The sequence below is a fragment of the Streptomyces sp. 5K101 genome, assembly GCF_046506645.1.
Taxonomy (GTDB): Bacteria; Actinomycetota; Actinomycetes; order Streptomycetales; family Streptomycetaceae; genus Streptomyces.
Map to the genome: position 1 here is coordinate 298,420 of NZ_JBKFFO010000001.1, position 25,551 is coordinate 323,970.

Annotated in this window: 19 protein-coding genes; 2 read left to right on the top strand and 17 right to left on the bottom strand. The window is 71.8% G+C overall.

What is annotated here, in order from left to right; all coding sequences use genetic code 11:
• Nucleotides 1–52 precede the first annotated feature (52 nt).
• Entirely contained in the window at nt 53–1,846 is a 1,794-nt protein-coding gene (locus tag ACLB9X_RS01340; protein WP_410358301.1) for a TraR/DksA C4-type zinc finger protein, read from the bottom strand.
• A gap of 548 nt (nt 1,847–2,394) precedes the next feature.
• Between ACLB9X_RS01340 and ileS the strand changes: the two genes are divergently transcribed.
• The gene (ileS, locus tag ACLB9X_RS01345; protein ID WP_410358302.1) at nt 2,395–5,538 is read left to right on the top strand and encodes an isoleucine--tRNA ligase; all 3,144 of its coding nucleotides are present in this window, start codon (nt 2,395–2,397) and stop codon (nt 5,536–5,538) included.
• A 710-nt stretch (nt 5,539–6,248) separates the two neighbouring features.
• On the opposite strand, the gene ACLB9X_RS01350 is transcribed toward ileS, so the two are convergent.
• The 16 genes from ACLB9X_RS01350 to rsmH form a co-directional block, all read right to left on the bottom strand.
• The gene (locus ACLB9X_RS01350) at nt 6,249–7,319 is read right to left on the bottom strand and encodes a DivIVA domain-containing protein (protein WP_410358303.1); all 1,071 of its coding nucleotides are present in this window, start codon (nt 7,317–7,319) and stop codon (nt 6,249–6,251) included.
• 49 nt (nt 7,320–7,368) lie between these two features.
• Nucleotides 7,369–7,665 (bottom strand): YggT family protein, encoded by a 297-nt coding sequence (locus ACLB9X_RS01355; RefSeq protein ID WP_177148724.1) that lies wholly within the window; start codon nt 7,663–7,665, stop codon nt 7,369–7,371.
• Between the two features lie 69 nt (nt 7,666–7,734).
• On the bottom strand, nt 7,735–8,340 hold the full coding sequence (locus tag ACLB9X_RS01360) for a cell division protein SepF (protein ID WP_410358304.1): 606 nt from the start codon (nt 8,338–8,340) through the stop codon (nt 7,735–7,737).
• 124 nt (nt 8,341–8,464) lie between these two features.
• On the bottom strand, nt 8,465–9,184 hold the full coding sequence (locus ACLB9X_RS01365; protein ID WP_410358305.1) for a YggS family pyridoxal phosphate-dependent enzyme: 720 nt from the start codon (nt 9,182–9,184) through the stop codon (nt 8,465–8,467).
• Nucleotides 9,181–9,945, bottom strand: coding sequence for a peptidoglycan editing factor PgeF (pgeF, locus tag ACLB9X_RS01370; RefSeq protein ID WP_410358306.1), 765 nt, complete (start codon nt 9,943–9,945; stop codon nt 9,181–9,183). The genes ACLB9X_RS01365 and pgeF overlap by 4 nt, the downstream gene beginning before the upstream one ends.
• A complete protein-coding gene (ftsZ, locus tag ACLB9X_RS01375; RefSeq protein WP_410358307.1) occupies nt 9,942–11,144 on the bottom strand; it encodes a cell division protein FtsZ in 1,203 nt (400 codons plus the stop codon). The genes pgeF and ftsZ overlap by 4 nt, the downstream gene beginning before the upstream one ends.
• Nucleotides 11,145–11,428: 284 nt before the next feature.
• Nucleotides 11,429–12,241 (bottom strand): cell division protein FtsQ/DivIB, encoded by an 813-nt coding sequence (locus ACLB9X_RS01380; RefSeq protein ID WP_410358308.1) that lies wholly within the window; start codon nt 12,239–12,241, stop codon nt 11,429–11,431.
• Nucleotides 12,242–12,254: 13 nt separating this feature from the next.
• A complete protein-coding gene (gene murG / locus ACLB9X_RS01385; RefSeq protein WP_307715953.1) occupies nt 12,255–13,349 on the bottom strand; it encodes an undecaprenyldiphospho-muramoylpentapeptide beta-N-acetylglucosaminyltransferase in 1,095 nt (364 codons plus the stop codon).
• 6 nt (nt 13,350–13,355) lie between these two features.
• Nucleotides 13,356–14,834, bottom strand: coding sequence for a putative lipid II flippase FtsW (ftsW, locus tag ACLB9X_RS01390; protein WP_410358603.1), 1,479 nt, complete (start codon nt 14,832–14,834; stop codon nt 13,356–13,358).
• A 614-nt stretch (nt 14,835–15,448) separates the two neighbouring features.
• A complete protein-coding gene (murD, locus tag ACLB9X_RS01395; protein ID WP_410358309.1) occupies nt 15,449–16,876 on the bottom strand; it encodes a UDP-N-acetylmuramoyl-L-alanine--D-glutamate ligase in 1,428 nt (475 codons plus the stop codon).
• Nucleotides 16,858–17,928 (bottom strand): phospho-N-acetylmuramoyl-pentapeptide-transferase, encoded by a 1,071-nt coding sequence (gene mraY, locus ACLB9X_RS01400; protein WP_307715951.1) that lies wholly within the window; start codon nt 17,926–17,928, stop codon nt 16,858–16,860. Before mraY ends, murD begins: the two co-directional genes overlap by 19 nt.
• Nucleotides 17,925–19,352 carry a UDP-N-acetylmuramoyl-tripeptide--D-alanyl-D-alanine ligase gene (gene murF / locus ACLB9X_RS01405; RefSeq protein WP_410358310.1) on the bottom strand — a complete coding sequence of 476 codons (1,428 nt, stop codon included), beginning with the start codon at nt 19,350–19,352 and terminating at the stop codon, nt 17,925–17,927. The genes mraY and murF overlap by 4 nt, the downstream gene beginning before the upstream one ends.
• A 4-nt stretch (nt 19,353–19,356) precedes the next feature.
• Entirely contained in the window at nt 19,357–21,012 is a 1,656-nt protein-coding gene (locus ACLB9X_RS01410; protein ID WP_410358311.1) for a UDP-N-acetylmuramoyl-L-alanyl-D-glutamate--2,6-diaminopimelate ligase, read from the bottom strand.
• A gap of 14 nt (nt 21,013–21,026) precedes the next feature.
• The gene (locus ACLB9X_RS01415) at nt 21,027–22,994 is read right to left on the bottom strand and encodes a peptidoglycan D,D-transpeptidase FtsI family protein (RefSeq protein ID WP_410358312.1); all 1,968 of its coding nucleotides are present in this window, start codon (nt 22,992–22,994) and stop codon (nt 21,027–21,029) included.
• A 4-nt stretch (nt 22,995–22,998) separates the two neighbouring features.
• The gene (locus tag ACLB9X_RS01420; RefSeq protein WP_410358313.1) at nt 22,999–23,595 is read right to left on the bottom strand and encodes an FtsB family cell division protein; all 597 of its coding nucleotides are present in this window, start codon (nt 23,593–23,595) and stop codon (nt 22,999–23,001) included.
• Between the two features lie 71 nt (nt 23,596–23,666).
• Nucleotides 23,667–24,623 carry a 16S rRNA (cytosine(1402)-N(4))-methyltransferase RsmH gene (rsmH, locus tag ACLB9X_RS01425; protein WP_410358314.1) on the bottom strand — a complete coding sequence of 319 codons (957 nt, stop codon included), beginning with the start codon at nt 24,621–24,623 and terminating at the stop codon, nt 23,667–23,669.
• A gap of 280 nt (nt 24,624–24,903) precedes the next feature.
• On the opposite strand from rsmH, the gene ACLB9X_RS01430 reads away from it, so the two are divergent.
• Nucleotides 24,904–25,449: a beta-class carbonic anhydrase gene (locus tag ACLB9X_RS01430; RefSeq protein ID WP_410358315.1), complete on the top strand. Its 546-nt coding sequence runs from the start codon at nt 24,904–24,906 to the stop codon at nt 25,447–25,449.
• The last annotated feature ends 102 nt before the right edge of the window (nt 25,450–25,551 follow it).

The window sequence follows — 25,551 nt, forward strand, 5'->3', positions numbered from 1 at the left end:
GCCTGACTGAGGACGAGGGTACGGCACACGGGTGACCCGCATGAGTGCGGCGTCAGCCCCGCCGCTCCTGCTTCTGCTTGCACTCGACGCACAGGGTCGCGCGGGGGAACGCCTGCATACGGGCCTTGCCGATCGGCTTGCCGCAGCTCTCGCAGAGACCGTAGGTCCCCGCGTCCAGCCGCTGCAGCGCGCGCTCGGTCTGCTCCAGCATCTCCCGGGCGTTGGCGGCGAGCGCCATCTCGTGTTCGCGCGTGATGTTCTTCGTGCCGGTGTCCGCCTCGTCGTCACCCGCTCCGTCGCCGGAGTCCCGCATGAGCCCGACGAGCGCGGTCTCGGACGAGGTGATCTCGGCGGTGAGGCGGGCGGCCTCGCCCGCGAGCCCCGCCCGCGCCTCGTCGACCTCCTCGGGGGTCCAGGGGTCCTCGCCGGGCCGTACCGCCAGGTCACCGGGCGGGGTCGCGGCCGCCGCCCGGGCGGTGGGCACCGCCACCGCGCCTCCGGCTCCGCCCGACACCCTGCCCGCGGTCTTCTTCGCTGCCACCGTCCTGGCTCCTGTCTGCTGTGCGGCCTCGGCCGCGGGTGCGGCTCTCTGCGTGGCCTTCCTGGCCACCGACCTCTTGGCGGCGGCCTTCTTCCCCGACACGTCCCCGCCCCCTGCGGCCGCCGTGCGCCGCGCACCGGCGCCGACCTTCGCGGCGGCGGCCTCACCGGCCACGCCACCGACGGCCTTCGCGGTGGCCGCCTTCTTCCCGGCGCCGGCCTCGGCGTCCTTGCGACGCGCACCCGCGCCGCCGGACGCGGCAGGCTCTTCGCCCTCGGCGGGCGCCCGCCCCTTGGCACCACCGGCGGCCTTCGCAGTGGCCTTCCGCCCCGCGGCGGCCGTCTTCTTACCGGCGGCGGCCCCGGCGGCCTTGCCGCCGCCAGTGGCATCGGCCGCCTCGACCGCGTCCCGATCGGCGGCGGCCTCACCGGCCACGCCACCGACGGCCTTCGCGGTGGCCGCCTTCTTCCCGGCGCCGGCCCCGGCGGCCGTGCGCCGCGCGGGCGTGCCGCCGCCAGTGGCATCGGCCGCCTCGACCGCGTCCCGATCGGCGGCGGCCTCACCGGCCACAACCGGCGCACGCTTCCCCTTGCCGCCACCGACGGCCTTCGCGGTGGCCGCCTTCTTGGTCGTCGAGCGGGACGTCGTCACCTTCTCGCCAGCGGCGGCCCCCGCGGCCCTGCGCCGCGCGCCCGTGGCGCCGGACGGCTCAGCCACAGCGGCCTTGCCACCCGCGGTGGTCGCCTTCTTCGCGGCGCCGGCCCCGGCGGCCCTGCGCCGTGCTCCCGCGCCGCCAGCAGTGGCGTCGGCCGACTCGACCGCGTCCCGGTCGGCCGTCTTCCCGGCAGCCGCCTTCTTGGCCGCCGGGCCGGTCGCTGCCGACTCGGTCTGCGCAGCGCGTCCGGCCGTGGGCTTCCGCGTCGCCTTCTTCTTGGCGGGAACAGCGGCCTCGCCACCAGCCGTGGTCTTGGCAGGCGCGGTCTTCCGGGCCGCCTTCTTGCCGGCGCCCTCGGCCGGCTCGGCCGCGCCCCGGCCACCGGTGGACTTGCCGCGTGGGCGCTTCGCCGGTTCCGGCGCCGCCCGCGCCGAACCGGGCTCCGGCGCGGCCCGGACACGTCGCGCCGTCCGGTCGGCCGACCCGGCCACCGGCACCACGGCATCCACGACGGCCCCCGCCCGCGACGACGCCGGCTCGGGGACGTGTTCCACGGGGGTCTTCCGGGGCGCACGCCCCGAGCGCGCCGTCCGGGACGTGGCGGCGGAACGTACTGGCACCGTCTTCTCGGCGGTCTTCTTCGCCACCATCACCGCGGCCCCTTCACATTTTGTGATCTTGCTCGCGAATCGTGCTGGGACGATAAATCGACACCAGCCCTGCGGCAACGGGGCACGCCGCCGGTGCGGCCCGCCCCGGGCTGCGAGGAGCTGGACCTGCATCCGTTGTGCCCAGCTCCCCGCCCCGTAATCCGCCCCCGCGGCACACCACGCCGCCAAAACGTCCGTATGGCCATTCGGGTCAACGGCGCCACCCCGCCGGGGCGCCGCGAAAAGCGGTCGGCCTGCCCTCGCCGGGGCCCGTACACTGGGCGGAGCGAAAGGCGTGGATGGGGACGAGTAGCGGCGTACGCAGCCATGAGCGACCCGGGGACGGTGAGAGCCCGGGGGCGAGCGCGACGTGAAGCATCACCCCGGAGCCGCCGGAAGAAAGCCAGCAGGCGAGTAGACCCGGCGTCGCGACCCCAATGAGGGGGCGGTGTCCCGTGCACCGCCAAGGAGGGTGGTACCGCGGAAGCCGCGCGAGCATCGGCTTTCGTCCCTCCGACGGAACGACGAACAGTCCGCCGGAGGAGACGATGACACCGCCGCAGTACCGCCAGGTGCCCGCTCAGGTAGACCTGCCCGCGCTCGAGCACGCCGTGCTCGACTTCTGGCGCGAGAGCAAGATCTTCGCGAAGAGCCTGGAGCAGTCCGAGGGCCGCCCCGAGTGGGTGTTCTACGAGGGCCCGCCCACGGCCAACGGCATGCCCGGCGCCCACCACATCGAGGCCCGCGTCTTCAAGGACGTCTTCCCCCGTTTCCGCACCATGCGCGGCTACCACGTCGCCCGCAAGGCCGGCTGGGACTGCCACGGTCTGCCCGTCGAGCTCGCCGTCGAGAAGGAGCTCGGCTTCTCCGGCAAGAAGGACATCGAGGCGTACGGCATCGCGGAGTTCAACGCCAAGTGCCGTGAGTCGGTGACCCGCCACACGGACGCGTTCGCGGAGCTCACCACCCGTATGGGCTACTGGGTCGACCTCGACGACGCGTACCGCACGATGGACCCGGACTACGTGCAGTCCGTGTGGTGGTCGCTCAAGGAGATCTTCGGCAAGGGCCTGCTGGTCCAGGACCACCGCGTCGCCCCCTGGTGCCCGCGCTGCGGCACGGGCCTGTCGGACCACGAGCTGGCGCAGGGCTACGAGACGGTCGTCGACCCGTCCGTCTTCGTGCGCTTCCCGCTGACCTCCGGCCCGCTCGCGGGCGAGGCCGCGCTGCTGGTGTGGACGACGACCCCGTGGACGCTGGTGTCCAACACCGCCGTCGCCGCCCACCCCTCCGTCACGTACGTCGTCGCGACGAACGGCGAGGAGAAGCTGGTCGTCGCCGAGCCGCTGGTCGAGAAGGCGCTCGGCGAGGGCTGGGAGGCCACGGGGCAGACGTTCACGGGCGCGGAGATGGAGCGCTGGACGTACGGCCGTCCCTTCCAGCTCGTCGAGTTCCCGGCCGAGGCGCACTACGTCGTCAACGCCGACTATGTGACGACGGAGGACGGTACGGGTCTGGTCCACCAGTCCCCCGCCTTCGGTGAGGACGACCTCAAGGTCTGCCGCTCCTACGGCCTGCCGGTCGTCAACCCGGTCCGCCCCGACGGCACCTTCGAGGAGGACGTCCCGCTGGTCGGCGGCGTCTTCTTCAAGAAGGCCGACGAGGCGCTCACGGCCGATCTCCAGGCGCGCGGGCTGCTCTTCCGGCACATCCCGTACGAGCACAGCTACCCGCACTGCTGGCGCTGCCACACCGCCCTGCTCTACTACGCGCAGCCGTCCTGGTACATCCGCACCACCGCGATCAAGGACCGGCTGCTCGCGGAGAACGAGGCGACCAACTGGTTCCCGGACTCCGTCAAGCAGGGCCGGTACGGCGACTGGCTCAACAACAACATCGACTGGGCCCTGTCCCGCAACCGCTACTGGGGCACCCCGCTGCCCATCTGGCGCTGCGAGGACGACCACCTCACCTGCGTCGGCTCGCTCGCGGAGCTGTCCGAGCTGACCCGCGCGGACCAGTCGGCGCTGGATCCGCACCGCCCGTTCATCGACGAGGTGACCTTCGCCTGCCCGCAGGACGGCTGCGGCCGGACGGCGACGCGCGTGCCGGAGGTGATCGACGCCTGGTACGACTCGGGCTCGATGCCGTTCGCGCAGTGGGGCTACCCGTACAAGAACAAGGAGATCTTCGAGAAGCGCTACCCGGCGCAGTTCATCTCGGAGGCGATCGACCAGACGCGTGGGTGGTTCTACACGCTGATGGCCGTCGGCACGCTGGTCTTCGACAAGTCGTCGTACGAGAACGTGGTGTGCCTCGGCCACATCCTCGCCGAGGACGGCCGCAAGATGTCCAAGCACCTGGGCAACATCCTGCAGCCGATCCCGTTGATGGACCAGCACGGCGCGGACGCGGTGCGCTGGTTCATGGCGGCGGGCGGCTCGCCGTGGGCGGCGCGCCGCGTCGGCCACGGCACGATCCAGGAGGTGGTGCGCAAGACCCTCCTCACGTACTGGAACACGGTCGCCTTCCAGGCCCTGTATGCCCGTACGTCCAACTGGGCGCCGTCCGCGACGGATCCGGCCCCGGCCGAGCGCACGGTCCTGGACCGCTGGCTGCTGTCCGAGCTGCACGCGCTGGTGGACCAGGTCACGCAGGCCATGGAGGCGTACGACACCCAGCGCGCCGGCAAGCTGCTGTCCGCGTTCGTCGACGACCTGTCGAACTGGTACGTGCGCCGGTCGCGCCGCCGCTTCTGGCAGGGCGACAAGGCCGCGCTGCGTACGCTGCACGACGTGGTCGAGACCGTGACCAGGCTGATGGCGCCGCTGACCCCGTTCATCACCGAGCGGGTGTGGCAGGACCTGATCGTCCCGGTGACGCCGGACGCCCCCGAGTCGGTGCACCTGTCCTCGTGGCCGGCGGCCGACCTGGACGCGATCGACCCGATGCTGTCGTCCCAGATGGCGCTGGTGCGCCGGCTGGTCGAGCTGGGCCGCGCGACGCGGGCCGAGTCCGGCGTGAAGACCCGCCAGCCGCTGTCCCGCGCCCTGGTGGCGGCGGCCGGTTTCGAGTCCCTCTCCCCCGACCTGCACGCGCAGATCACCGAGGAGCTGAACGTCTCCTCGCTCGCGTCGCTGTCGGAGGTCGGCGGCTCGCTGGTCGACACGACGGCGAAGGCGAACTTCCGCGCGCTCGGCAAGCGCTTCGGCAAGGGCGTGCAGGACGTGGCCAAGGCGGTCGCCGCGGCGGACGCGGCGGCGCTGTCCCTGGCGCTGCGCTCGGGCGAGGCCACGCTGGAGGTGAACGGCGAGACGATCACGCTGTCGCCGGAGGAGGTCATCATCACGGAGACCCCGCGTGAGGGCTGGTCGGTGGCGTCCGACTCGGGCGCGACGGTCGCCCTCGACCTGGAGATCACGCCGGAGCTGCGCCGGGCGGGCCTGGCACGTGACGCGATCCGCCTGATCCAGGAGGCGCGCAAGAACAGCGGCCTGGACGTGGCGGACCGGATCGCGCTGCGGTGGAGCTCGACGGACGCGGAGGTGTCGTCGGCGCTGGCGGACCATGCGTCGCTGATCGCGGACGAGGTGCTGGCGACGGACTTCGCGGAGGGGGCGGCGGACGCGTCGTACGGCTCGCCCTTCGAGGACGAGGGCCTGTCGCTGACGTTCCGCCTGCGGAAGGCGTAGCGCGCGGAGCGCGCGCTGACGGCCCGGCCACGGTGTGTGGCCGGGCCGTCGGCTTTTCCCCTCCCCGCCCCTTCCCGTAACCGGGCTCCGCCCGGACCCTGGCCCTGCGCCCTGGCGGGCGCGGGCTTCGGGGCTCCACCCCGGACCCCGCACCGCGCTCCGCGCGGCCCGGCGAGATCCGACTCCGCCAGGCGCCGCTCCACCGCCCGGGACACCAGGACGCTCAACGGGAGATGGGACTCACGGCAGACCCGGCGCGCGCATCCGCGCCAACTACCTCTGACCCGCCCCACCGCACGCCGCCCGGCCCGCTGCGCTTCGGGGGCTCCGCCCCCGCGCCCCCGCGCCTCAAACTCCCCCTACGGCCTGGCGGCCGTGGGAGGTGCCCCCAGCGGGGCTGCAATGCAGCCCGTCCGGTGATTGAGGACACCGCGCGAAGCGCGGTACGGGGTCCGGGGGCGGAGCCCGGTTACGGGAAGGGGCGGGGTGGGGAAACGGCCCCGCGCAGCGGCCGCCCCCACCACGCACCACGCACCACGCGCGAACGGGGCCATAGGCCCCGGCAGCGCCCGACGGGGCCGGGGGCAGCGGCCCCCGGGACCGAACCCGGCGGCCGTAGACGCAAAAGGGCCGGGCCCGGAACGCGTGATACGTTCCGGGCCCGGCCCCGCAGCCTGCCGACGGCTACGCGCGCTGCGCGCGCCGCCCCGTCAGTTGTCGTCCTCGTCGATCAGGAAGCCGCGCATCGGCGACGGCGCCTGCTGCATCGGCTGCGGCGCCTGCGGCCGCACCGGTGCCATCGGCTGGGTCATCGCCGGCGACATCTGCTGCTGACCGCCGTACGACGGGCCCGACGGCGAGGGGCCGTGGCCGCCCATCGTCTGGCCGCCGCCGTAGGACGGCGCGCTCGCACCGGCCGGAGCCATGGAAGGCGCCGGGGACGGCGGCAGCGACGCGGTCGCCGGGGTGCGCGGCGGCGCCAGCGAGTCGTCGGCCTGGGTCTCCAGCTGACGCAGCTGGCTCTCCAGGTACGACTTCAGACGCGTGCGGTACTCGCGCTCGAAGCCCCGCAGGTCCTCGACCTTGCGCTCCAGCGTGGCGCGCGCGGACTCCAGCGAGCCCATCGCGACGCGGTGCTTCTCCTGGGCGTCCCGCTCGAGGGCGTCCGCCTTCGCCCGGGCGTCCCGCTCGAGGCCCTCGGCACGCGAACGCGCCTCTCCGACGATCTTGTTGGCCTCGGAACGGGCCTCGGCGATCGCCTGGTCGGCCGTCTGCTGCGCCAGCGAGAGCACGCGCGCGGCGCTGTCGCCGCCGGGGCCCTGACCCATCGGGCCGCCGTGACCGCCCATGGGGCCGCCCATCGGGCCACCCATGGGACCGCCCTGCATCGGACCGGGGCCCATGGGGCCGCCGGGACCCTGCGGGCCACCGTGGCTGGGACCGGCCGGCAGCTGGGGAGCACCACCGGGCAGCTGGGGCGGACCCATCTGCGGGGGCTGCTGCTGGACCGGGGGTCCGGATATGGCAGCGGGCACGGGAGCACCCGGACCGCGGCCGTCCTGCGGCTCCGGCGGCTTGCGCATGCCCTGCTGCTGGTTCTGCGCCGCCGCACGGGTCGCCGCGGCCAGCTTGGCGCGCAGGTCCTCGTTCTCGCGGAGCAGGCGGGTCAGTTCGGCCTCGACCTCGTCGAGAAAGGCATCGACCTCGTCCTCGTCGTAGCCTTCTCGGAGGCGGACGGTTGTGAACTGCTTGTTCCGCACGTCCTCGGGGGTCAGCGGCATCTCTTCTTCACCTCTACGTAGTCGTCGGCAGTCGGCAGGACCGTATCGCTCACATCGAGTTCCCCACTCCACGAACGATGGAGATCAGGATGTAGACGATGATCATCAGAACGAAGAAGGACAGGTCGAGTGCCACGCCCCCGAGACGCAACGGCGGGATGAACCGCCGCAGAAGCTTGAGCGGTGGATCGGTGACAGTGTAGGTGGCCTCCAGAACGACCACCATCGCCTTACCGGGTTGCCATGAACGGGCGAACTGGAAGACGTAGTCCATGACAAGCCGGAAGATCAGGACAACGAGGAAGCACATCAGAGCGATGTAGACGACCTGTAGTGCGACGCTCATCCCGCGCTTCCCTCTCCCCTGGATCCCATCTCAGCCGGCCTCTCGGCCGGATCGTTCCCGGTGTCGTTCTCAGCTCTGGTTGAAGAATCCGCCCTCTGCGATGCGGGCCTTGTCCTCCGCCGTGACATCGACGTTAGCAGGAGACAACAGGAACACCTTCTGCGTCACCCTCTCAATGCTGCCATGCAGACCGAAGACGAGACCCGCGGCAAAGTCGACAAGTCGCTTCGCGTCGGTGTCGTCCATCTCCGTCAGATTCATGATCACGGGAGTGCCCTCGCGGAAGTGTTCCCCGATGGTACGGGCCTCGTTGTAGGTCCGCGGGTGGAGCGTGGTGATGCGATAGGGCTCCCGCTCGGACACGACCTTGGGCATGATCACCGGTGCGCTCTTCTCCAGGCTCGGGCGTTCAGGTGTGATGGATGCCACGGGCGCGATCCGCGCCGGACGCCCGCTCTCGGCGGGCAGGGGGGCGGGCTCGCGCTGGGCGGGCGGCACCGTCACCCTGGCCGGTTCCTCCCGCTCGACCTGGTGCGGCGGCTGGTGCCGCCGGTGCTCGCGCTCCGGCTCCGGCTCGGGTTCGAAGTCGTCATCGGGGTCGAAGCCCCGGCCGTCGTACCCATCGTCCTCCACGAGGCCGAGGTAGACCGCCATCTTGCGCATCGCGCCGGCCATTCTCTGAGTCCTCCGCTCTGTGGTGGATCGGCTTGCGTCACCAAGTGCCCGCGATCCACTCGGTCTGCCCGCTATGGGCGGGAATGACCATATTTTCTGCTGTGGTCCGACTTGCTTCGCGACGTTACCCGAGCCTGGGTCGGACTCCGAGTACCGCCGTACCGACGCGCACATGTGTCGCCCCGGCCGCCACGGCCTGTTCGAGGTCCGCACTCATCCCTGCTGACACCATGTTCGCAGCCGGATGGGCCACGCGCAGGCCGGATGAGAATTCCATCAGCCGCTCGAACGCCGCCTGTTGCCGTCCCGCGTACGGCCCGGCGAGCGGCGCGACGGTCATCAGTCCGTCGAGCCGCAGTCCTGGTGAGTCCGCGATCGCCGTCGCCAACTCCTCGATGCCGTCCGGCGCGACGCCGCCCCGGGTCCCCTGCTGCCCCGACTCGGCATCCAGCGCCACCTGGACGAGACAGCCCAGTTCGCGTTCGGCGCGCACCGCGGCCGCCGACAGGGCGGAAACGAGCTTGAGCCGGTCGACAGACTGCACGACATCGGCATAACTCGCGACAGAACGGACCTTGTTGGTCTGCAACTGGCCCACGAAGTGCCAGTGGAGGTTCAGATCCGCGCAGGCGGCCGCCTTCGGCGCCGCGTCCTGGTCGCGGTTCTCCGCCACATGGCGCACCCCCAGTTCATGGAGAAGGCGAACGTCACTGGCCGGGTAGGTCTTGGTGACCACGATGAGGGTCACGTCCTCCCGCTCGCGGCCGGCGGCCGCGCAGGCGGCGGCGATTCGTTCCTCCACCTGCGCGAGGTTCGCGGCGAGTTCGGTTCTTCGGTCCGTCATGCCTGTTCCCGGTCCTCTTCTTCCCGGCCCTCGAGCCAGACGTATCCGGCGAGCCGTCCGGTGGTCCGGTCACGGCGGTACGAGTAGTGGTCGCGCGACTCCAGGGTGCAGATCCGCGATCCGCGCAGGTCCGTCACTCCGAGCGCGGTCAGTTGAGCGTGCACCGCGGCGGTGACGTCGACGGCCGGGGTCCCCCAACTGGTCTCGGACCAGGCGGCGGGTTCCACTTCGGCCGCTTCCGCCCGCATCTGCTCGGGTACTTCGTAGCAGCGACCGCAAACGGCAGGTCCGGTGCGGGCGATGATCCGTTCCGGTTCGGCGCCGAGCGAGACCATCGCCTCGACGGTCGCGGGGACGATGCCGGCGACCGTGCCGGGCCGGCCCGCGTGCGCCGCGCCCACGACGCCCGCGACCGGGTCGGCGAGCAGGACCGGGGTGCAGTCCGCGGTGAGCACCGCGAGGGCGAGTCCACGCCGGGCGGTGACCACACCGTCCACCGGAGGGATCTCCGCGTCCTGCCACGGTCCGTCGACCCGGGCCACGTCCCTGCCGTGGACCTGGTTCATCCAGACGACCCCGGCCGGGTCGAGTCCGAGCGCCTCGGCGGCGATCGCGCGGTTGGTCCGCACGGCCTCGGGGTCGTCGCCGACCGCGCCGCCGAGGTTGAGCTCCTCGTACGGAACGGCGCTCACCCCGCCCCACCTGTCGGTGAAGGCGAAGTGCGCGCCGCTCTCGTCTATCGCGTCGTGCTGCACTGTCACTTCAGGAAGTCCGGAACATCCAGCTCTTCGGCCTGGGTGTCGTACGGACGGGCCGAGGGCACCTGCGGCGACGCCGACGAGGAGAAATCGCTCGCCATCGGGGCCGGCTCCGCGGGGGCCTGGGGCTCCTCGTGTACGGGCAGGGCGCCGAGGCCGCTCGCCGGGCGCGAGGTCTCGGTGCGCTGTGCGGCCGAGGGCTCCTCGCGCTTGGCGGACGCCGAGCCGATCACGTTCTCCCGGCGGGCCGGGGGCTGGCCCCCGTCGAATCCGGCCGCGATGACGGTCACGCGGACCTCGTCGCCGAGGGCGTCGTCGATGACCGCGCCGAAGATGATGTTCGCCTCGGGGTGGGCGGCCTCGCTCACCAGCTGGGCCGCCTCGTTGATCTCGAAGAGGCCGAGGTCGCTGCCGCCGGAGATGGACAGCAGCACGCCGCGGGCGCCGTCGATGGACGCCTCCAGCAGCGGCGAGGAGATCGCCATCTCGGCCGCGGCCACCGCGCGGTCGTCGCCGCGGGCCGAGCCGATGCCCATGAGCGCCGATCCGGCCTCCGACATCACGGACTTGACGTCGGCGAAGTCGAGGTTGATCAGACCCGGGGTGGTGATGAGGTCGGTGATGCCCTGAACACCCGACAGGAGCACCTGGTCCGCGGACTTGAAGGCGTCGAGGACGCTCACCTGGCGGTCCGAGATGGACAGCAGCCGGTCGTTCGGGATCACGATGAGGGTGTCGACCTCTTCGCGGAGTTCGGCGATGCCGTCCTCCGCCTGGTTCGCGCGCCGGCGGCCCTCGAACGTGAAGGGGCGGGTGACGACGCCGATGGTCAAGGCGCCGAGCGAGCGGGCGATGTTGGCAACGACGGGCGCGCCGCCGGTGCCGGTGCCGCCGCCCTCGCCCGCGGTGACGAAGACCATGTCGGCTCCCTTGAGGACCTCCTCGATCTCCTCGCGGTGGTCCTCTGCCGCCTTGCGACCGACTGCCGGGTTGGCTCCGGCGCCGAGGCCTCGGGTGAGTTCACGGCCCACGTCGAGCTTGACGTCGGCGTCGCTCATCAACAGCGCTTGCGCGTCCGTGTTGATCGCGATGAACTCGACGCCCTTGAGACCGACCTCGATCATTCGGTTGATGGCATTGACACCACCGCCGCCGACACCGATGACCTTGATGACTGCGAGGTAGTTCTGCGGTGCTGCCACGTCGAAGGCCTCTCGCCTCGATTTACGTGTCGCCGCCTCGCGGGGCCGCGCTGCGACGACTGATGTCGAATGGGGACGGCCCGACCCGCCTGCTGCCGACCCGAACCCTAACGGTGAAGTTTAGGGTTACCAGTGTGTCTGTTCCCTTGACTCTTCCGAACAGGACACTAAGTCGACAAGTGGCGCACGTTCAACGAACACGCCGAACCTCCCGTTTTTCTTTTCACCCTATGTGATCACGCGCAGCCATGCCCAACCAGGGTGCTGGCCTGGGCATATGTGCGTCAACTCCCCGATACGGCAGGGGCGGTGGGGGCGCTCACATCGAAGTGCCGTGCGGTGGGTGCCGCCTTCATCAGCGCCACGAGTGTGCGAGCCTTCGCCTCGCCGTCCTCGGCGCTCCCCCACACCACGGTCCGATCCCCCTTGAGCTCAAGAGAGATATGATCGTATGACCGCACCTCGAGGCTGGTCAGGTCGCGGACGATCCGGTCGGGCAGATCGCCCCGGACCCGTACGGCCTCCCCGACCAGCCGGTCGGCGCCGAAACGCCTCAGGCTCGGGGAGGCGCTCGTCGTCAACTCCAGTCGCGGGACGCCCCTCGGGGCGGTGTCGACCGTGGCGAACCGGACGCTGTCGGCGTCCACTTCGATGAACTTTCCGCCCTTTTCGAGCACCAGGACCGGTCGCCGCTCGGACACCTTCAGACCGATTCCGTGCGGCCACGACCGCACGACGTCGACCGAGTGGATACGGGGCAGTTGGCGCAGCAGCCGTGCCTCGACGGCGTCCGTGTCGACCGCGATGAGCGGTGCGCCGATGGGCACCTCCGCCGCCGCCTCCACCTGCTGGGGCGTCAGCACCTGGGTGCCGGTGGTCGTCACGTGCTCGGCGCGCAGCCACGCCGAGCCGTAGAGAAGCCAGATGACTCCCGCGACGAAGAGGACGGCGGCGACGGCGGCCAGGGCACGCGGGCCGGGCCTGCGTCGGCGGCCGGCGCCGTCGTCCGGGCGGGGCGGGCGGACCGGTCCCTCGGAACCGGCGGATCCGTCACGGGGATTTCGCGCACCACGTTCGGCGGTGGTCGGTCCGGCCACGCTCCCTGCCTTCTCACGCCTGGCGGCGTGCAGCAATCGCCTCGTACACCATGCCGACGAGGAGGTCGTCGGCGTCCCGGCGGCCGAACTCGGCAGCCGCGCGCGACATCTCGTAGAGCCGGTGCGGATCGGCGAGCACCGGGAGGACGTTGCCCTGGACCCACTCGGGGGTCAGCTCGGCGTCGTCGACCAGCAGTCCACCGCCCGCCTTCACCACCGGCTGGGCGTTCAGCCGCTGTTCGCCGTTGCCGATCGGCAGCGGGACGTACGCGGCGGGCAGACCCACGGCGGAGAGTTCGGCGACGGTCATCGCGCCCGCGCGGCAGAGCATCATGTCGGCCGCGGCGTACGCGAGATCCATCCGGTCCACGTACGGTACCGGCACATAGGGCGGCATCCCGGGCATGTTGTCCACGTGCGGCAGTTCGTTCTTCGGGCCGACCGCGTGGAGGATCTGGATACCGGAGCGCTGGAGCACCGGAGCGATCTGCTGGATGACCTCGTTCAGGCGCCGGGCGCCCTGCGAGCCACCGGACACCAGCAGCGTCGGCAGGTTGGGGTCGAGACCGAAGGCCGCTCGGGCCTCGGGACGCACCCGGGCACGGTCGAGCGTCGCGATGGAGTGGCGCAGCGGGATGCCGATGTAGCGGGAGTTGCGCAGCTTGCTGTCGGGCGTGGCGACGGCGACCCCCGCGGCGTACCGCGAGCCGATCTTGTTGGCGAGGCCGGGACGGGCATTGGCCTCGTGGACGACGATCGGCACACCGAGGCGCTTGGCCGCGAGGTAGCCGGGCAGGGCGACGTAGCCGCCGAAGCCGACGACGCAGTCGGCCTTGGTGCGCTCCAGGACCTGCTCGGCCGCCTTGATGGTGCCGCGCAGCCGCCCGGGGACGGTGATCAGCTCGGGGGTGGGCTTGCGCGGCAGTGGTACGGCGGGGATGAGCGCCAACTCGTAGCCCCGCTCGGGCACGAGCCTGGTCTCCAGTCCGCGCTCCGTGCCGAGGGCCGTGATCCCCACGGTCGGGTCCTGCCTGCGCAGGGCGTCCGCGAGGGCGAGCGCGGGCTCGATGTGGCCGGCGGTCCCCCCGCCGGCGAGTACGACATGCACCGAAATTCACCGCTCTCCGGACGGACGCTTCTTCACGCGCCGTCTCATCGACTTCCATCTCACCCCGGGCCTCCGCGTGGCCAGGGCCGCTTTCGCGGCGGGGTCCTGTCGCGCGAAGGCGATCAGGAGCCCGACGGCGAACATCGTCGGCAGCAGGGCCGACCCGCCGTAGGAGAACAGCGGGAGCGGGACGCCGGCGATCGGCAGCAGACCGAGCACCGCACCGATGTTGACCACGGCCTGGGCCGTGATCCAGGTGGTCACACCTCCCGCTGCGTACCTCACGAAGGGGTCCTCCGTGCGTCCGGCAACGCGGATACCCGCATAGCCTAGAGCCGCGAACAACGCGAGCACCGACAGCGTCCCCGCGAGGCCCAGTTCCTCCCCGGCGACGGCGAAGATGAAGTCGGTGTGCGGTTCGGGCAATTGACCCCATTTTTCCACACTTGCACCGAGACCGGAACCGAACCATCCGCCGGAGGCAAGAGCATAGATGCCGTGCACGGCCTGCCAGCACTCGCCTTTGGGTCCGAGGTCGGTGGCACCCACGCACTCGAGCCGTGACATGCGGTTCTCGTTGCTCCCGATCAGCAGCAGACCGGCGAGCACGGCGATGCCGAGCACCCCGGCGAACAGGCGCGTGGGGGCCCCTGCGAGCCACAGCAGACCGAACAGGATGGCGGTCATGATGATCGCCGTACCCATGTCGCCGCCGAGCATGATGAGGCCGAGCAGCAGGAACGCGACGGGGACGAGCGGGACGAGCAGGTGCTTCCACTGGGTCAGCAGCCGCCGGTCCTGTTTGCGGGCGAGCAGGTCCGCGCCCCACAGGATGAGCGCGAGCTTGCCGAACTCGCTGGGCTGGAGCTGGAAGGGTCCGCCGAGGTAGATCCAGTTCTGGTTGCCGTTGACCGCATGCCCTATCCCGGGGACCTGCACGAGGACCATCAGGAACACGGCGGCCAGCAGCAGGGGGTACGACAGGGCGCGGTGCAGCTTGACGGGCATGCGGGAGGCGAGGAACAGCAGCCCCGCGCCGATGAGGGCGGCGACGAACTGCTTGCGGAAGAAGTACGAGGCGGGCAGGGAGTACTCCAGCGCCTGGATCATCGACGCGGAGTAGACCATGACGAGGCCGAGCACGGTGATCAGCGAGCTGCTGCCGAGGATCAGGTAGTACGCGGTCAGGGGCCGGTCCCAGGCCCGTCGCGCCTGCTCGTACAGCCGCCGGGGGCTGCGGGGTCCGCTGCCGCGGGGTGCCTTGGGGATGCGGGGGCCCGCACCCGCCCGGACCAGCCCGGCCCGGGGAGCGTCGGTCCGGCTGCGCAGCGCGATGCCGGTTGCGCCGGCGAAGGCGGGCTGCCCTGCGAGGACCGGGCTCCACGCAGCCGCGGCGCGACTCACCCGGTCCAACGCGGCGGCGGCGTCCCGTCGCACCCCGCGACGACTGCGGTCCGGGCCGGCAGTGACGCGCCCGTCGGCCATGGGCCCGGCCGGGGCCGGCGGGGCCGAGAGGGCAGGGTCGGACGGGACGCGGCCGTCGGCCACAGAAGGAACACCTGCCACCGCAGCAGGCACGATGGCAGCGCCGCCGTCGCCCGGCACAGCCGAGGCGCCCCCTTCGGCCATGGGCCGGGACGGCGGAGCCGAGAGGGCCGGGTCGGACAGGACGCGGCCGTCGGCCACAGAAGGAACACCTACCACCCCAGCAGGCACCGCGGCAGCGCCGCGGTCGGCTGGCGCAGCCGAGGCGCGGCCGTCGGCCGAGGAGCGGGCCGGGGCCGGGGCGGCCGAGAGGGCGGGGTCGGACGGGACGCGGCCGTCGGCCACAGAACGAGCACCTGCCATCGCAGCAGGCACGATGCGAGCGCCACCGTCAGCAGGCGCAGCCGAGGCGCGGCCGTCGGTCGCAGAAGGAGCACCTGCCACCGCGGCAGGCACGGTGCCGGTGCCGCCGTCGGGTGGTGGAGTCGGGGCAGTGGGGGCGTGGGCAGCGCCCGCGGCGGGGGTGGGGTCCGGCGGTACGGACCCGGTGGTGCTGGGCGGCATCGTCGCTGTCCCCTCCAGTCGTGCCCGGCGGCAGCCGGACCTGGCGGCTGTCAGCCGTGCTCGGCGGCGAGTGCGCGGACCGCTTCCGCGAAGGCCTCGCCTCGCTTGTTGTAGTCGGTGAACATGTCCATCGAGGCGCAGGCGGGGGCCAGCAGAACCGTGTCGCCGGGCCGGGCCAGCGAGGCCGCCTCCGCCACCGCCGCGGACATCGCCCCAGTGTCGGTCCGGTCGAGGTCGACGACCGGGACCTCGGGGGCGTGTCGCGCGAGGGCGTCACGGATCAGGGCACGGTCGGCGCCGATCAGCACGACACCGCGCAGGCGCGCCGCCGACCTGGCGACCAGCTCGTCGAACGTGGCGCCCTTCGCAAGTCCCCCCGCGATCCACACGATCGGCTCGTACGCGGCCAGAGACGCTTCCGCGGCATGGGTGTTGGTGGCCTTGGAGTCGTCGACGTACGCGACGCCCGCGACGTCCGCCACGTGCTCGATGCGGTGTGCGTCGGGGCGGAAGGCGCGCAGGCCGTCGCGTACGGCCGCCGGGGCCACGCCGAAGGCGCGGGCGAGTGCCGCGGCCGCCAGCGCGTTGGCGATGTTGTGCGGCGCGGGCGGGTCGACGTCGGCGACCTCGGCGAGCTCCTGCGCCTGCTTGTGGCGGTCGGCCACGAAGGCGCGGTCGACGAGAATGCCTTCCACGACGCCGAGTTGGGACGGCCCCGGGGTGCCCAGCGTGAAGCCGATCGCGCGGCAGCCCTCCTCGACGTCCGCCTCGCGCACCAGGTCCTCGGTCGCCGGGTCGGCGGCGTTGTAGACGCAGGCGACCGTGTTGCCCTCGTAGATCCGGCCCTTGTCGGCGGCGTACGCCTCCATCGAACCGTGCCAGTCCAGGTGGTCCGGCGCGAGGTTGAGGACCGCGGCGGAGTGGGCGCGCAGCGAGGGCGCCCAGTGGAGCTGGTAGCTGGAGAGTTCGACGGCGAGCACGTCGTACTGCTCGTCGCCGGTCACCACGTCGATGATCGGGGTGCCGATGTTCCCGATGGCGGCGGTGCGCAGACCGGCGGCCGACAGGATGGAGGCGAGCATCCGCGTCGTGGTCGTCTTGCCGTTGGTGCCGGTGACCGCGAGCCACGGCGGCGCGTCCGGGCCGCGCAGCCGCCAGGCGATCTCGACGTCGCCGACGACGTCGACGCCCGCCTTGGCCGCCGCCTCGAAGAGCGGGCTGGAGGGCTTCCAGCCGGGCGAGGTGACCACCAGATCCGTGCCGTCGGGCAGCGTCTCGGCGTCGCCGAGGCGCACCGTGACGCCCGGCCCGGCCAGCTCCGCGGCCCGCGCCCGGTGCGCGTCGCTGTCGCCGCCGTCCACGACGGTGACGGCCGCGCCGAGGCCGGCCAGGGCGCGGGCGGCGCTGATGCCGCTCACCCCGAGGCCGGCGACGGTGATGTTCCTGCCCTGCCACTCGCTCACTTGTCGGCTGCCCATCCGGCGTAGAAGAGGCCCAGACCCACGATGACGCACATGCCCTGGATGATCCAGAAGCGGACCACCACAAGGACTTCCGACCACCCCTTGAGTTCGAAGTGGTGCTGCAGCGGTGCCATCCGGAAGACCCGCTTGCCGGTCATCCGGAACGAACCGACCTGGATCACCACGGACATGGTGATCAGGACGAACAGTCCGCCGAGGAGGGCGAGCAGGAACTCGGTGCGCGAGCAGATCGCCAGACCCGCCAGCGCGCCGCCGAGCGCGAGCGACCCGGTGTCGCCCATGAAGATCTTGGCGGGCGAGGTGTTCCACCACAGGAAGCCGAAGCAGGCTCCCATGAGGGCGGAGGCCACAACCGCGAGGTCGAGCGGATCTCGTACCTCGAAGCAGGCGTTGGGATTGGTCAGGGTCTCTGCGTTGGCGCAGGACTCCTGGAACTGCCACAGGCCGATGAAGGTGTACGCGCCGAAGACCATCACCGACGCGCCGGTGGCGAGGCCGTCGAGGCCGTCGGTCAGGTTCACGCCGTTCGACATCGCGAGGATCATGAACAGCGCCCAGACCACGAACAGCACGGGTCCGATGGACCACCCGAAGTCGGTGATGAACGACAGCTTGGTGGAGGCCGGGGTGTTGCCGCGCTTGTCGGCGAACTGCAGGGACAGCACCGCGAAGGCGATGCCGACGATCAGCTGGCCGGCCATCTTCGCCTTGGCGCGCAGGCCGAGCGACCGCTGCTTGACGATCTTGATGTAGTCGTCGAGGAAGCCGACGAGGCCCATGCCGGCCATCAGGAAGAGGACCAGAACACCCGAGAAGGTGGGGTCCTCACCGGTGATGACCTTGGCGAGCGCGTACGCGATGAGCGTGGCCAGGATGAAGGAGATGCCGCCCATGGTGGGCGTGCCCTTCTTGCTGCCGTGCGTACGGGGGCCGTCGTCGCGGATGAACTGCCCGTATCCCTTGCGGGCCAGCAGCTTGATCAGCAGCGGGGTACCGATCAGGGTCAGGAAGAGACCGATGGCTCCCGCGAACAGGATCTGCCTCATCGGACGGCACCCTCACCCTCGGAGCTGTCGAAGCCCTCGAGCAGAGCCTGCGCGATCCGCTCCAGACCGACCGACCTGGAAGCCTTCACCAGCACGACGTCTCCCGGGCGCAACTCTTTGCGCAACAGGTCGACCGCCGCCTGCGCGTCGGACACGTGCACCGACTCCTCACCCCACGAACCCTCGTTGTATGCGCCCAGTTGCAACCAGGACGCTTCCCTGCCCCCGACCGCGACGAGCTTGCCGACATTGAGCCGGACGGCGAGCCGTCCGACCGCGTCGTGCTCGGCGAGCGCCTCGTCCCCGAGCTCGGCCATCTGCCCGAGCACCGCCCACGTGCGACCTCCCTTTGCCCGTGCGGCCTCGCCCATGGCGGCCAGCGCCCGAAGCGCGGCACGCATGGACTCGGGGTTCGCGTTGTAGGCGTCGTTGACGACCGTCACGCCGTCCGAACGCTCGGTGACCTCCATCCGCCAGCGGGAGAGGGTGCCCGCCTCGGAGAGCGCGAGGGCGATCTCGTCCACAGGCATGCCCAGCTCATGGGCGACGGCGGCCGCGGCGAGCGCGTTCGACACGTGGTGCTCACCGTACAGCCGCATGGTCACGTCACTGCACCCGGTGGGTGTGTGGAGCGTGAAGGAGGGCTGTCCGTGCTCCGTGAGCCGGACATTCTCGGCACGTACGGCGGCGTCGGCGGCCTCGCCGAAGAGCAGCACCCGGGCCTCGGTGCGTGACGCCATGGCGCGCACCAGCGGGTCGTCGGCGTTGAGGACGGCGACGCCGTCCTTCGGCAGGGACTCGACGAGTTCGCCCTTGGCCCGGGCGATCTGCTCGCGGCCGCCGAACTCGCCGATGTGCGCGGTGCCCACGTTGAGGACGAGGCCGATCCGGGGCGGGGTGAGCCCGGCGAGGTACCGGATGTGGCCGATTCCGCGCGCGCCCATCTCCAGCACGAGGTGCTGGGTGTCCTCGGTGGCGGTCAGGGCGGTGAGGGGCAGGCCGATCTCGTTGTTGAGGGAGCCCGGGGTCCAGACCGTGGGAGCCTTGCGCTGGAGCACCTGGGCGATCAGGTCCTTGGTGCTGGTCTTGCCGGCGGAGCCGGTCAGCGCGACGACGTGGGTGCCGAGCCGTTCGACGACGGCGCGGGCGAGCGCACCGAGGGCCCTTTGGACGTCGTCCACGACGATGGCGGGCACCTGGACCGGGCGGGTCGCAAGGACGGCCACCGCACCCGCGTCGACGACCTGGCGCGCGTAGTCGTGTCCGTCGACGCGTTCGCCCACGAAGGCGACGAAGAGGCTGCCTGGCTCGATCTCGCGGGAGTCCCGGACGACGGGGCCGGTGACCTGGACGGCCGGATCCGGTATGTCGTACGTCTGCCCGCCGACGATTTCGGCGATCTCGGCTAGGGAGAGGGCGATCACTACTTCATCCCTGACTGTTCTGGATTGCTTCGCGCAGTACCTGGCGGTCGTCGAACGGGCGGACCACTCCGGCGACGTCCTGGCCCTGCTCGTGCCCCTTGCCGGCGACGAGGACGGTGTCGCCGGGCCGGGCGCGGGCGACGGCGGCCGCGATGGCGGCGGCGCGGTCGGCCTCGACCAGGACGTCCCCGCGCTCGTGGATCGGCACCTCGGCGGCGCCGGCGAGCATGGCGGCGAGGATCGCGAGGGGGTCCTCGGAGCGCGGGTTGTCCGAGGTCAGCACGGCGGTGTCGGCCAGGCGTGCGGCCGCGGCGCCCATGGGTCCGCGCTTGGTCACGTCGCGGTCGCCGCCGCAGCCGAGGACGACGTGCAGCCGGCCCTCGGTCACCTTGCGCAGGGAGCGCAGGACGGATTCGACGGCGTCCGTCTTGTGGGCGTAGTCGACGACCGCGAGGTAGGGCTGGCCCGCGTCGACGCGCTCGAGCCGGCCGGGCACGCCGGGCACGGCGGCGATGCCGTCGGCAGCGGTCTGGGGTTCGATTCCGGCCACGGCGAGCGTGACGATCGCGGCGAGGGTGTTGGCGACGTTGAACGGTCCGGGCAGCGGCGCCTCGGCCCGCACCCGCTCGCCCTTGGGGCCGGCGGCGGTGAACGTCGAGCCGACGGCGGTGACGTCGACGTCCTCGGCGCGCCAGTCGGCGTCCGGGTGCCCCTCGGCGGAGAAGGTGGTGACCGGCACGGTCGCCTCCGTGACGAGCCTGCGGCCGTACTCGTCGTCGAGGTTGACGACGCCCTCCCGGCTGCGCCGCGGCGTGAACAGCTGGGCCTTGGCCTGGAAGTAATCCTCCATGCCGGAGTGGAACTCCATGTGCTCGGGGCTGAGGTTGTTGAAGACGGCGACGTCGAAGACACAGCCGTCGACCCGGCCGAGCACGAGGGCGTGGCTGGAGACCTCCATGGCGACCGCCTCGACGCCGCGTTCGCGCATGACGGCGAACAGGGCCTGGAGGTCGGTGGCTTCGGGGGTGGTGCGCTCGGACTTGATGCGCTCGTCGCCGATGCGCATCTCGACCGTGCCGATCAGCCCGGTGGCGCGGCCGGCCGCGCGCAGGCCGCCCTCGACGAGGTAGGCCGTGGTGGTCTTGCCGGAGGTGCCGGTGATGCCGATCTGGAGCAGGCCCTCGCCGGGCCGACCGTAGATCTCGGCGGCGAGCTCGCCCATCCGGCCGCGCGGGTTGTCGGTGACCAGGACCGGCAGTCCGGTGGCCGCCGCGCGTTCGGCGCCCGCCTCGTCGGTGAGGATCGCGGCGGCCCCGAGGTCGGCGGCCTGCGGTGCGAAATCGGCTCCGTGGAAACGGGCGCCGGGCAGGGCCGCGTACACGTCACCTGGGCGTACCGCCCGCGAGTCGTGGGTGATGCCGGTGATCTCTCCCCCGGCCTGCGTCTGCACCCCCAGCCGGGCGGCCAGGTCCCCGAGGTCTGTCGGGCGGGGCCGCGTCGGGCGGGGCGCCCCCGGGTGTTTCGCGGGGTCGTCCTGCTGGGTGGTTCGGTACTGATCAGCGTGTGGCACGGCGGTGAGCGTACCGGGCGCAGGCGGCCCGGGGGAAAAAGAGGGGGTGTCCCCGGCTCGGTTCCCGGGTCGCGGGGTGATCGTTGTCACTGGTGTTCCTCCGGTCACTCGCCGGGCCCGAAGGTCACGGGCAGTCGGGCGGGCGCCTTGCCGGTCGGTGCGACCTGCAGGGTCTTCAGCGCGAACTCCATGACCTTCTGGTAGACGGGGCCGCAGATCTGGCCGCCGAAGTAGCTGCCTTTGGTCGGGTTCTGGATCGCGCAGTAAACGGTGATCTCCGGGTCGTCGGCGGGGGCGAACCCGGCGAAGGAGGCGGTGTAGCCCTTGTAGCGGCCGAGTTCGGGGTCGACGCGGTTGGCCGTTCCGGTCTTTCCGGCGACGCGGTAGCCGGGGATGCGTGCCTTGGTGCCGGTGCCCTCCTCGTCGTCGACGACGGATTCGAGCATGGTGGCGAGGGTCTTCGCGGTCTTCTCGCTGACCACCCGGGTCCTTTCGGGCTCGGGCGCCGCGGTGAAGTGCCCGTCGGGTCCCCTGGTGCCGCGGACGAGCGTGGGGTCGATGCGCACACCGCCGTTGGCGATGGTCGAGTAGACAGACGCGGCCTGCATCGCGTTGATGGACAGGCCCTGGCCGAAGGGGATCGTGTACTGCTGGGAGGTGGACCAGTCGCCGGGCTCGGCGAGGATGCCGGGGGTCTCGCCGGGGTAGCCGAGGCCGCTGGTGCTGCCGATGCCGAACTTGCGCAGGTAGGAGTGGAGCACCTGGTTCGCCTCGCGCTGGGTCTTCCCCAGCTGTCCGGTCGCGAGGATGGTGCCGATGTTGCTGGACTTCGCGAGGACGCCGTTGAGCGTGAGGTACCAGGTGGGGTGGTCGATGTCGTCCTTGAAGAGCCGGTCGCCGCGGTGCAGGCGGTTGGGGACGACGACATGGGTGGCCGGGGTGGCCTTCTTCTCCTCCAGCACGGCGGCCATGGACATGACCTTGGCGGTGGAGCCGGGCTCGTACGCGTCCTGGAGGGCGGCGTTGCCCATGGCGGTGGCGTCGGCCTGGCCGAGGTCGTTGGGGTCGAAACCGGGGGCGTTGGCCATGGCGAGGATCTCGCCGGTGCGCGTGTTCTGCACGATCACATAGCCGCGGTCGGCTTTGGACTTGCCGACCTGGTCCTCGATGGCCTTCTGGGCGGCCCACTGGATGTCCCGGTCGATCGTGAGCTCGATGTCGGAGCCGGGGACGGCGGGCTCCTCGCGGGAGCCGGCGGTCGGGATGCGCCGGCCGCCGGACTGGGCGTAGGTGACCGTGCCGTCCTTGCCGGCGAGCGTCTTGTCGAGCATGGACTCGATGCCGCCGGCGCCGCGGCCCTCGCCGTTGACGTAACCCAGTATCCCGGCGGCGAGTTCGCCGTTCGGGTACACGCGCTTGCTGCTGCGCTCCTGGAAGACGCCCGCCAGGACATTGGCACCGGGGCCGCCCCTGCGCTTGTCGGCGGCGGCCTTCTGCGAGTAGACGCTCTTGAGGTCCTTGATCTGGTTCCACACCTGCGGTGTCTGGCGGCGGGCCAGCACGGCGTAGCGGGACCCCGGCTTCTTCAGCTTCTCGGCCAGCGTGGCGGCGTCTGCCTGGAGGATGGGCGCGAGCAGTGCGGCCGCCTGCTCGGGCGCGTCGGGGGCCTTGCTCTCCTTCGGCGTGAACATCTTGGGGTCCGCGGTGATGTCGTGCGCGTCGACGGAGGTGGCGAGCGCGATCCCGGCCCGGTCGGTGATCTCGCCGCGCTCGGCGGCGAGCGTGTAGCTGAAGTAGCGGTTCTTCTCCGCCTTCGCCGCGTACGCGCTGGCGTCGACGGCCTGCACCTGGAGCAGCCGTACGACGAAGGCCAGCATCACGAGCGTGAGACCCAGGCTGACCAGCCGCAGCCGGGGCCGGGGGCTGCCCAGTCTGATGGTGCGCGGGGCGGGGCGCCGGTCCGGGCGTGCGCCGCGGGGCGCGGGGCGCCGGGCGGGCCGGCCGGAGGGCGATGCGGAGGGACGCCGGGCGGGGCCCGGCACATGCCGCCGCGGGGGCTGCTTGGAGGGCACTGCGTCACCTGCCGGTGGTCGTCGGGGTCGGCTGCGGGGACGTGCGGACGGGGGCGGCGGCGGGGCCGGTCGCCTGGGGGGCGCTCTGCGGCGGGGGCGGCGCGGCGGACGACGCGGCCGGGGCGGCGGAGGCCGGGGACGCCGAGGGCTCGGCCGTGGGGGACGCCGGGGGTGTGGCGGACGGGACCTCCGTCTCGGGGACCTGCTGCGGTTCCGGGGCGGGCGAGGGCAGGGCGGTGGCCTTCCCGGGGACGCCGCGGACCTTGCCGTCCGGGCCGAGGAAGGCCGGGCTGCCGCCGGGGACCATGCCCAGCTCGCGGGCGCGGCGTTCGAGGGCGTCGGGGGCGGAGTGGCTGTCGACGTCGCGCTGGAGCGCCTGCTGCTGGTCGGTGAGCTCGGTGGTCTTCTTCTTCAGCTCGCTCAGCTCGAAGGAGCCCTGGTTGAGGGAGGAGTTGAGCATCAGGAGGGTGATCAGGCCGCCGGACAGGAGCAGCACGACCAGCAGGACGAAGGGGGTGCGGGCGGCGGTGCTCGGCCCCGACGGCATCAGCCGCGCGAGCCGCGCGGCCCTTCCTTTCACCTGCTTGGCCGCTGTGCTCAAGGTGTCCTCCGCATCGCTTCCGTGCCGCCGTTCACCCGTGTGTGCCGCTCAACCGCGCCGTTGTGCCCCGTTCACCCGACGTCCTCGCGGATACGCTCCGCCGCTCTCAGCCGCGCCGGGGCCGCACGGCGGTTCTGGGCGACCTCTTCGTCGGTGGGCAGCTCGGCGCCGCGCGTGAGCAGCTTCAGCCGGGGCTCATACTCCTCCGGCACGACGGGCAGCCCCGGGGGCGCGGTGGTGGCGGCGCCCGCCGCGAAGACCTGCTTGACCAGCCGGTCCTCGAGCGAGTGGTACGACAGGACCGCGATGCGCCCGCCGACGCCGAGCGCGGCGACGGCTGCCGGAACGGCGCGCTCCAGCACGCTCAGCTCCCCGTTGACCTCGATGCGCAGCGCCTGGAAGGTGCGCTTGGCCGGATTGCCGCCGGTCCGCTTGGCGGCCTGCGGCAGCGCGTCGCGGATGAGCTCGACGAGCCGGGCGCTGTTGCTGAACGGCTCCTTCTCCCGCTCGCGCACGATCGCGGACACGATCCGCTTGGCCTGCTTCTCCTCGCCGTACGCGCGCAGGATGCGCACCAGCTCGCCGGCCGGGTAGGTGTTGAGCACCTCCGCGGCGCTCATCCCGGTCGTCTGGTCCATGCGCATGTCGAGCGGGGCGTCCTGCGCGTACGCGAAGCCGCGGTCGGCCTCGTCCAGCTGCATGGAGGAGACGCCGAGGTCGAACAGGACACCGTCGACGCGCGGGACGCCGAGACGGTCGAGGACGCCGGGCAGTTCGTCGTAGACGGCGTGGACGAGGGTGGCGCGGTCACCGAATCGGGCGAGCCGCTCGCCGGACAGCCGCAGAGCCTCCTTGTCCCGGTCCAGGGCGATCAGCCGTACCTCGGGAAACTGCGTCAGCAGGGCCTCGCTGTGTCCGCCGAGGCCGAGGGTGCAGTCGACGACGACCGCACCGGGTCTGCGCAGGGCCGGGGCCAACAGGTCCAGGCACCGCTGGAGCATCACCGGGACGTGTCGGGTCTGGCTCATGCGCCCTCTCAGTCCGGCGCGGGCGGGTAGGGGCCGGGCCGTGCGTACGCCGCGCACGCGGGGAAGTGTGGAGAAATGTGCGGATGCCACCGAATGCGCTGGTGACGTCCCTGAACTTCGCGTCACTTTAGTCCACTGCTACGGCCGGTCAATCAACCGGCCAGCGCGTCGCACCTGCCTCGATGCCACGCTTGTGGGTTACCTCACAACAAGCCTCGTTGACGTTCTTTGTCCGGCCTCACAGCGGGCTCGCACCCCTCGTGACGGTTACCTTCGATCCATGTCGACTTCAGCCCAGCAGTCCCCCGCCGCGGCCGTTCCCACCGGCGGGACCGTCATCGACCGCCTCGTCGAGGCGAACCAGCGCTACGCCGGCGACTTCCGCGACCCGGGAATGGACGCCCGCCCGGTTCTCCAGGTCGCGGTGGTGGCCTGCATGGACGCCCGGCTCGACCTGCACGCCGCGCTCGGCCTGGAACTCGGCGACTGTCACACCATCCGCAACGCGGGCGGTGTCGTCACCGACGACGTCATCCGGTCGCTGACCATCAGCCAGCGCGCTCTCGGCACCCGCAGCGTGATCCTCGTCCACCACACCGGCTGCGGCCTGGAGAGCCTCACCGAGGACTTCCGGGTCGAGCTCGAGGAAGAGGTCGGCCAGCGGCCGGCGTGGGCGGTCGAGGCGTTCCGCGACGTCGACCAGGACGTGCGGCAGTCGATGCAGCGGGTGCGCACCTCGCCGTTCCTGCTGCACAAGGACGACGTGCGGGGCTTCGTCTTCGACGTCACGACGGGTCTGCTCCGGGAGATCGACCCTGCTGAGTGACCGGACGGACCTCGGTGAAAGTGACGGGCGGCCGCTCGACGAGAGAGGCGGCGGCCGCTCGATAAATGGGTCAACCCCGGCATATCCCTCTCAGTTGTCCAC

Bases quoted from the DNA above. Each gene is read 5' to 3' on its own strand.
- ACLB9X_RS01430 (WP_410358315.1), top strand. From the start codon at position 24,904: ATGTCGACTTCAGCCCAGCAGTCCCCCGCCGCGGCCGTTCCCACCGGC.
- ftsW (WP_410358603.1), bottom strand. From the start codon at position 14,834: ATGGCCGACGGGCGCGTCACTGCCGGCCCGGACCGCAGTCGTCGCGGG.
- ACLB9X_RS01340 (WP_410358301.1), bottom strand. From the start codon at position 1,846: ATGGTGGCGAAGAAGACCGCCGAGAAGACGGTGCCAGTACGTTCCGCC.
- rsmH (WP_410358314.1), bottom strand. From the start codon at position 24,623: ATGAGCCAGACCCGACACGTCCCGGTGATGCTCCAGCGGTGCCTGGAC.
- mraY (WP_307715951.1), bottom strand. From the start codon at position 17,928: ATGAGGCAGATCCTGTTCGCGGGAGCCATCGGTCTCTTCCTGACCCTG.
- ACLB9X_RS01360 (WP_410358304.1), bottom strand. From the start codon at position 8,340: ATGGCCGGCGCGATGCGCAAGATGGCGGTCTACCTCGGCCTCGTGGAG.
- ileS (WP_410358302.1), top strand. From the start codon at position 2,395: ATGACACCGCCGCAGTACCGCCAGGTGCCCGCTCAGGTAGACCTGCCC.
- ACLB9X_RS01350 (WP_410358303.1), bottom strand. From the start codon at position 7,319: ATGCCGCTGACCCCCGAGGACGTGCGGAACAAGCAGTTCACAACCGTC.
- ACLB9X_RS01355 (WP_177148724.1), bottom strand. From the start codon at position 7,665: ATGAGCGTCGCACTACAGGTCGTCTACATCGCTCTGATGTGCTTCCTC.
- murD (WP_410358309.1), bottom strand. From the start codon at position 16,876: ATGGGCAGCCGACAAGTGAGCGAGTGGCAGGGCAGGAACATCACCGTC.
- ACLB9X_RS01365 (WP_410358305.1), bottom strand. From the start codon at position 9,184: ATGACGGACCGAAGAACCGAACTCGCCGCGAACCTCGCGCAGGTGGAG.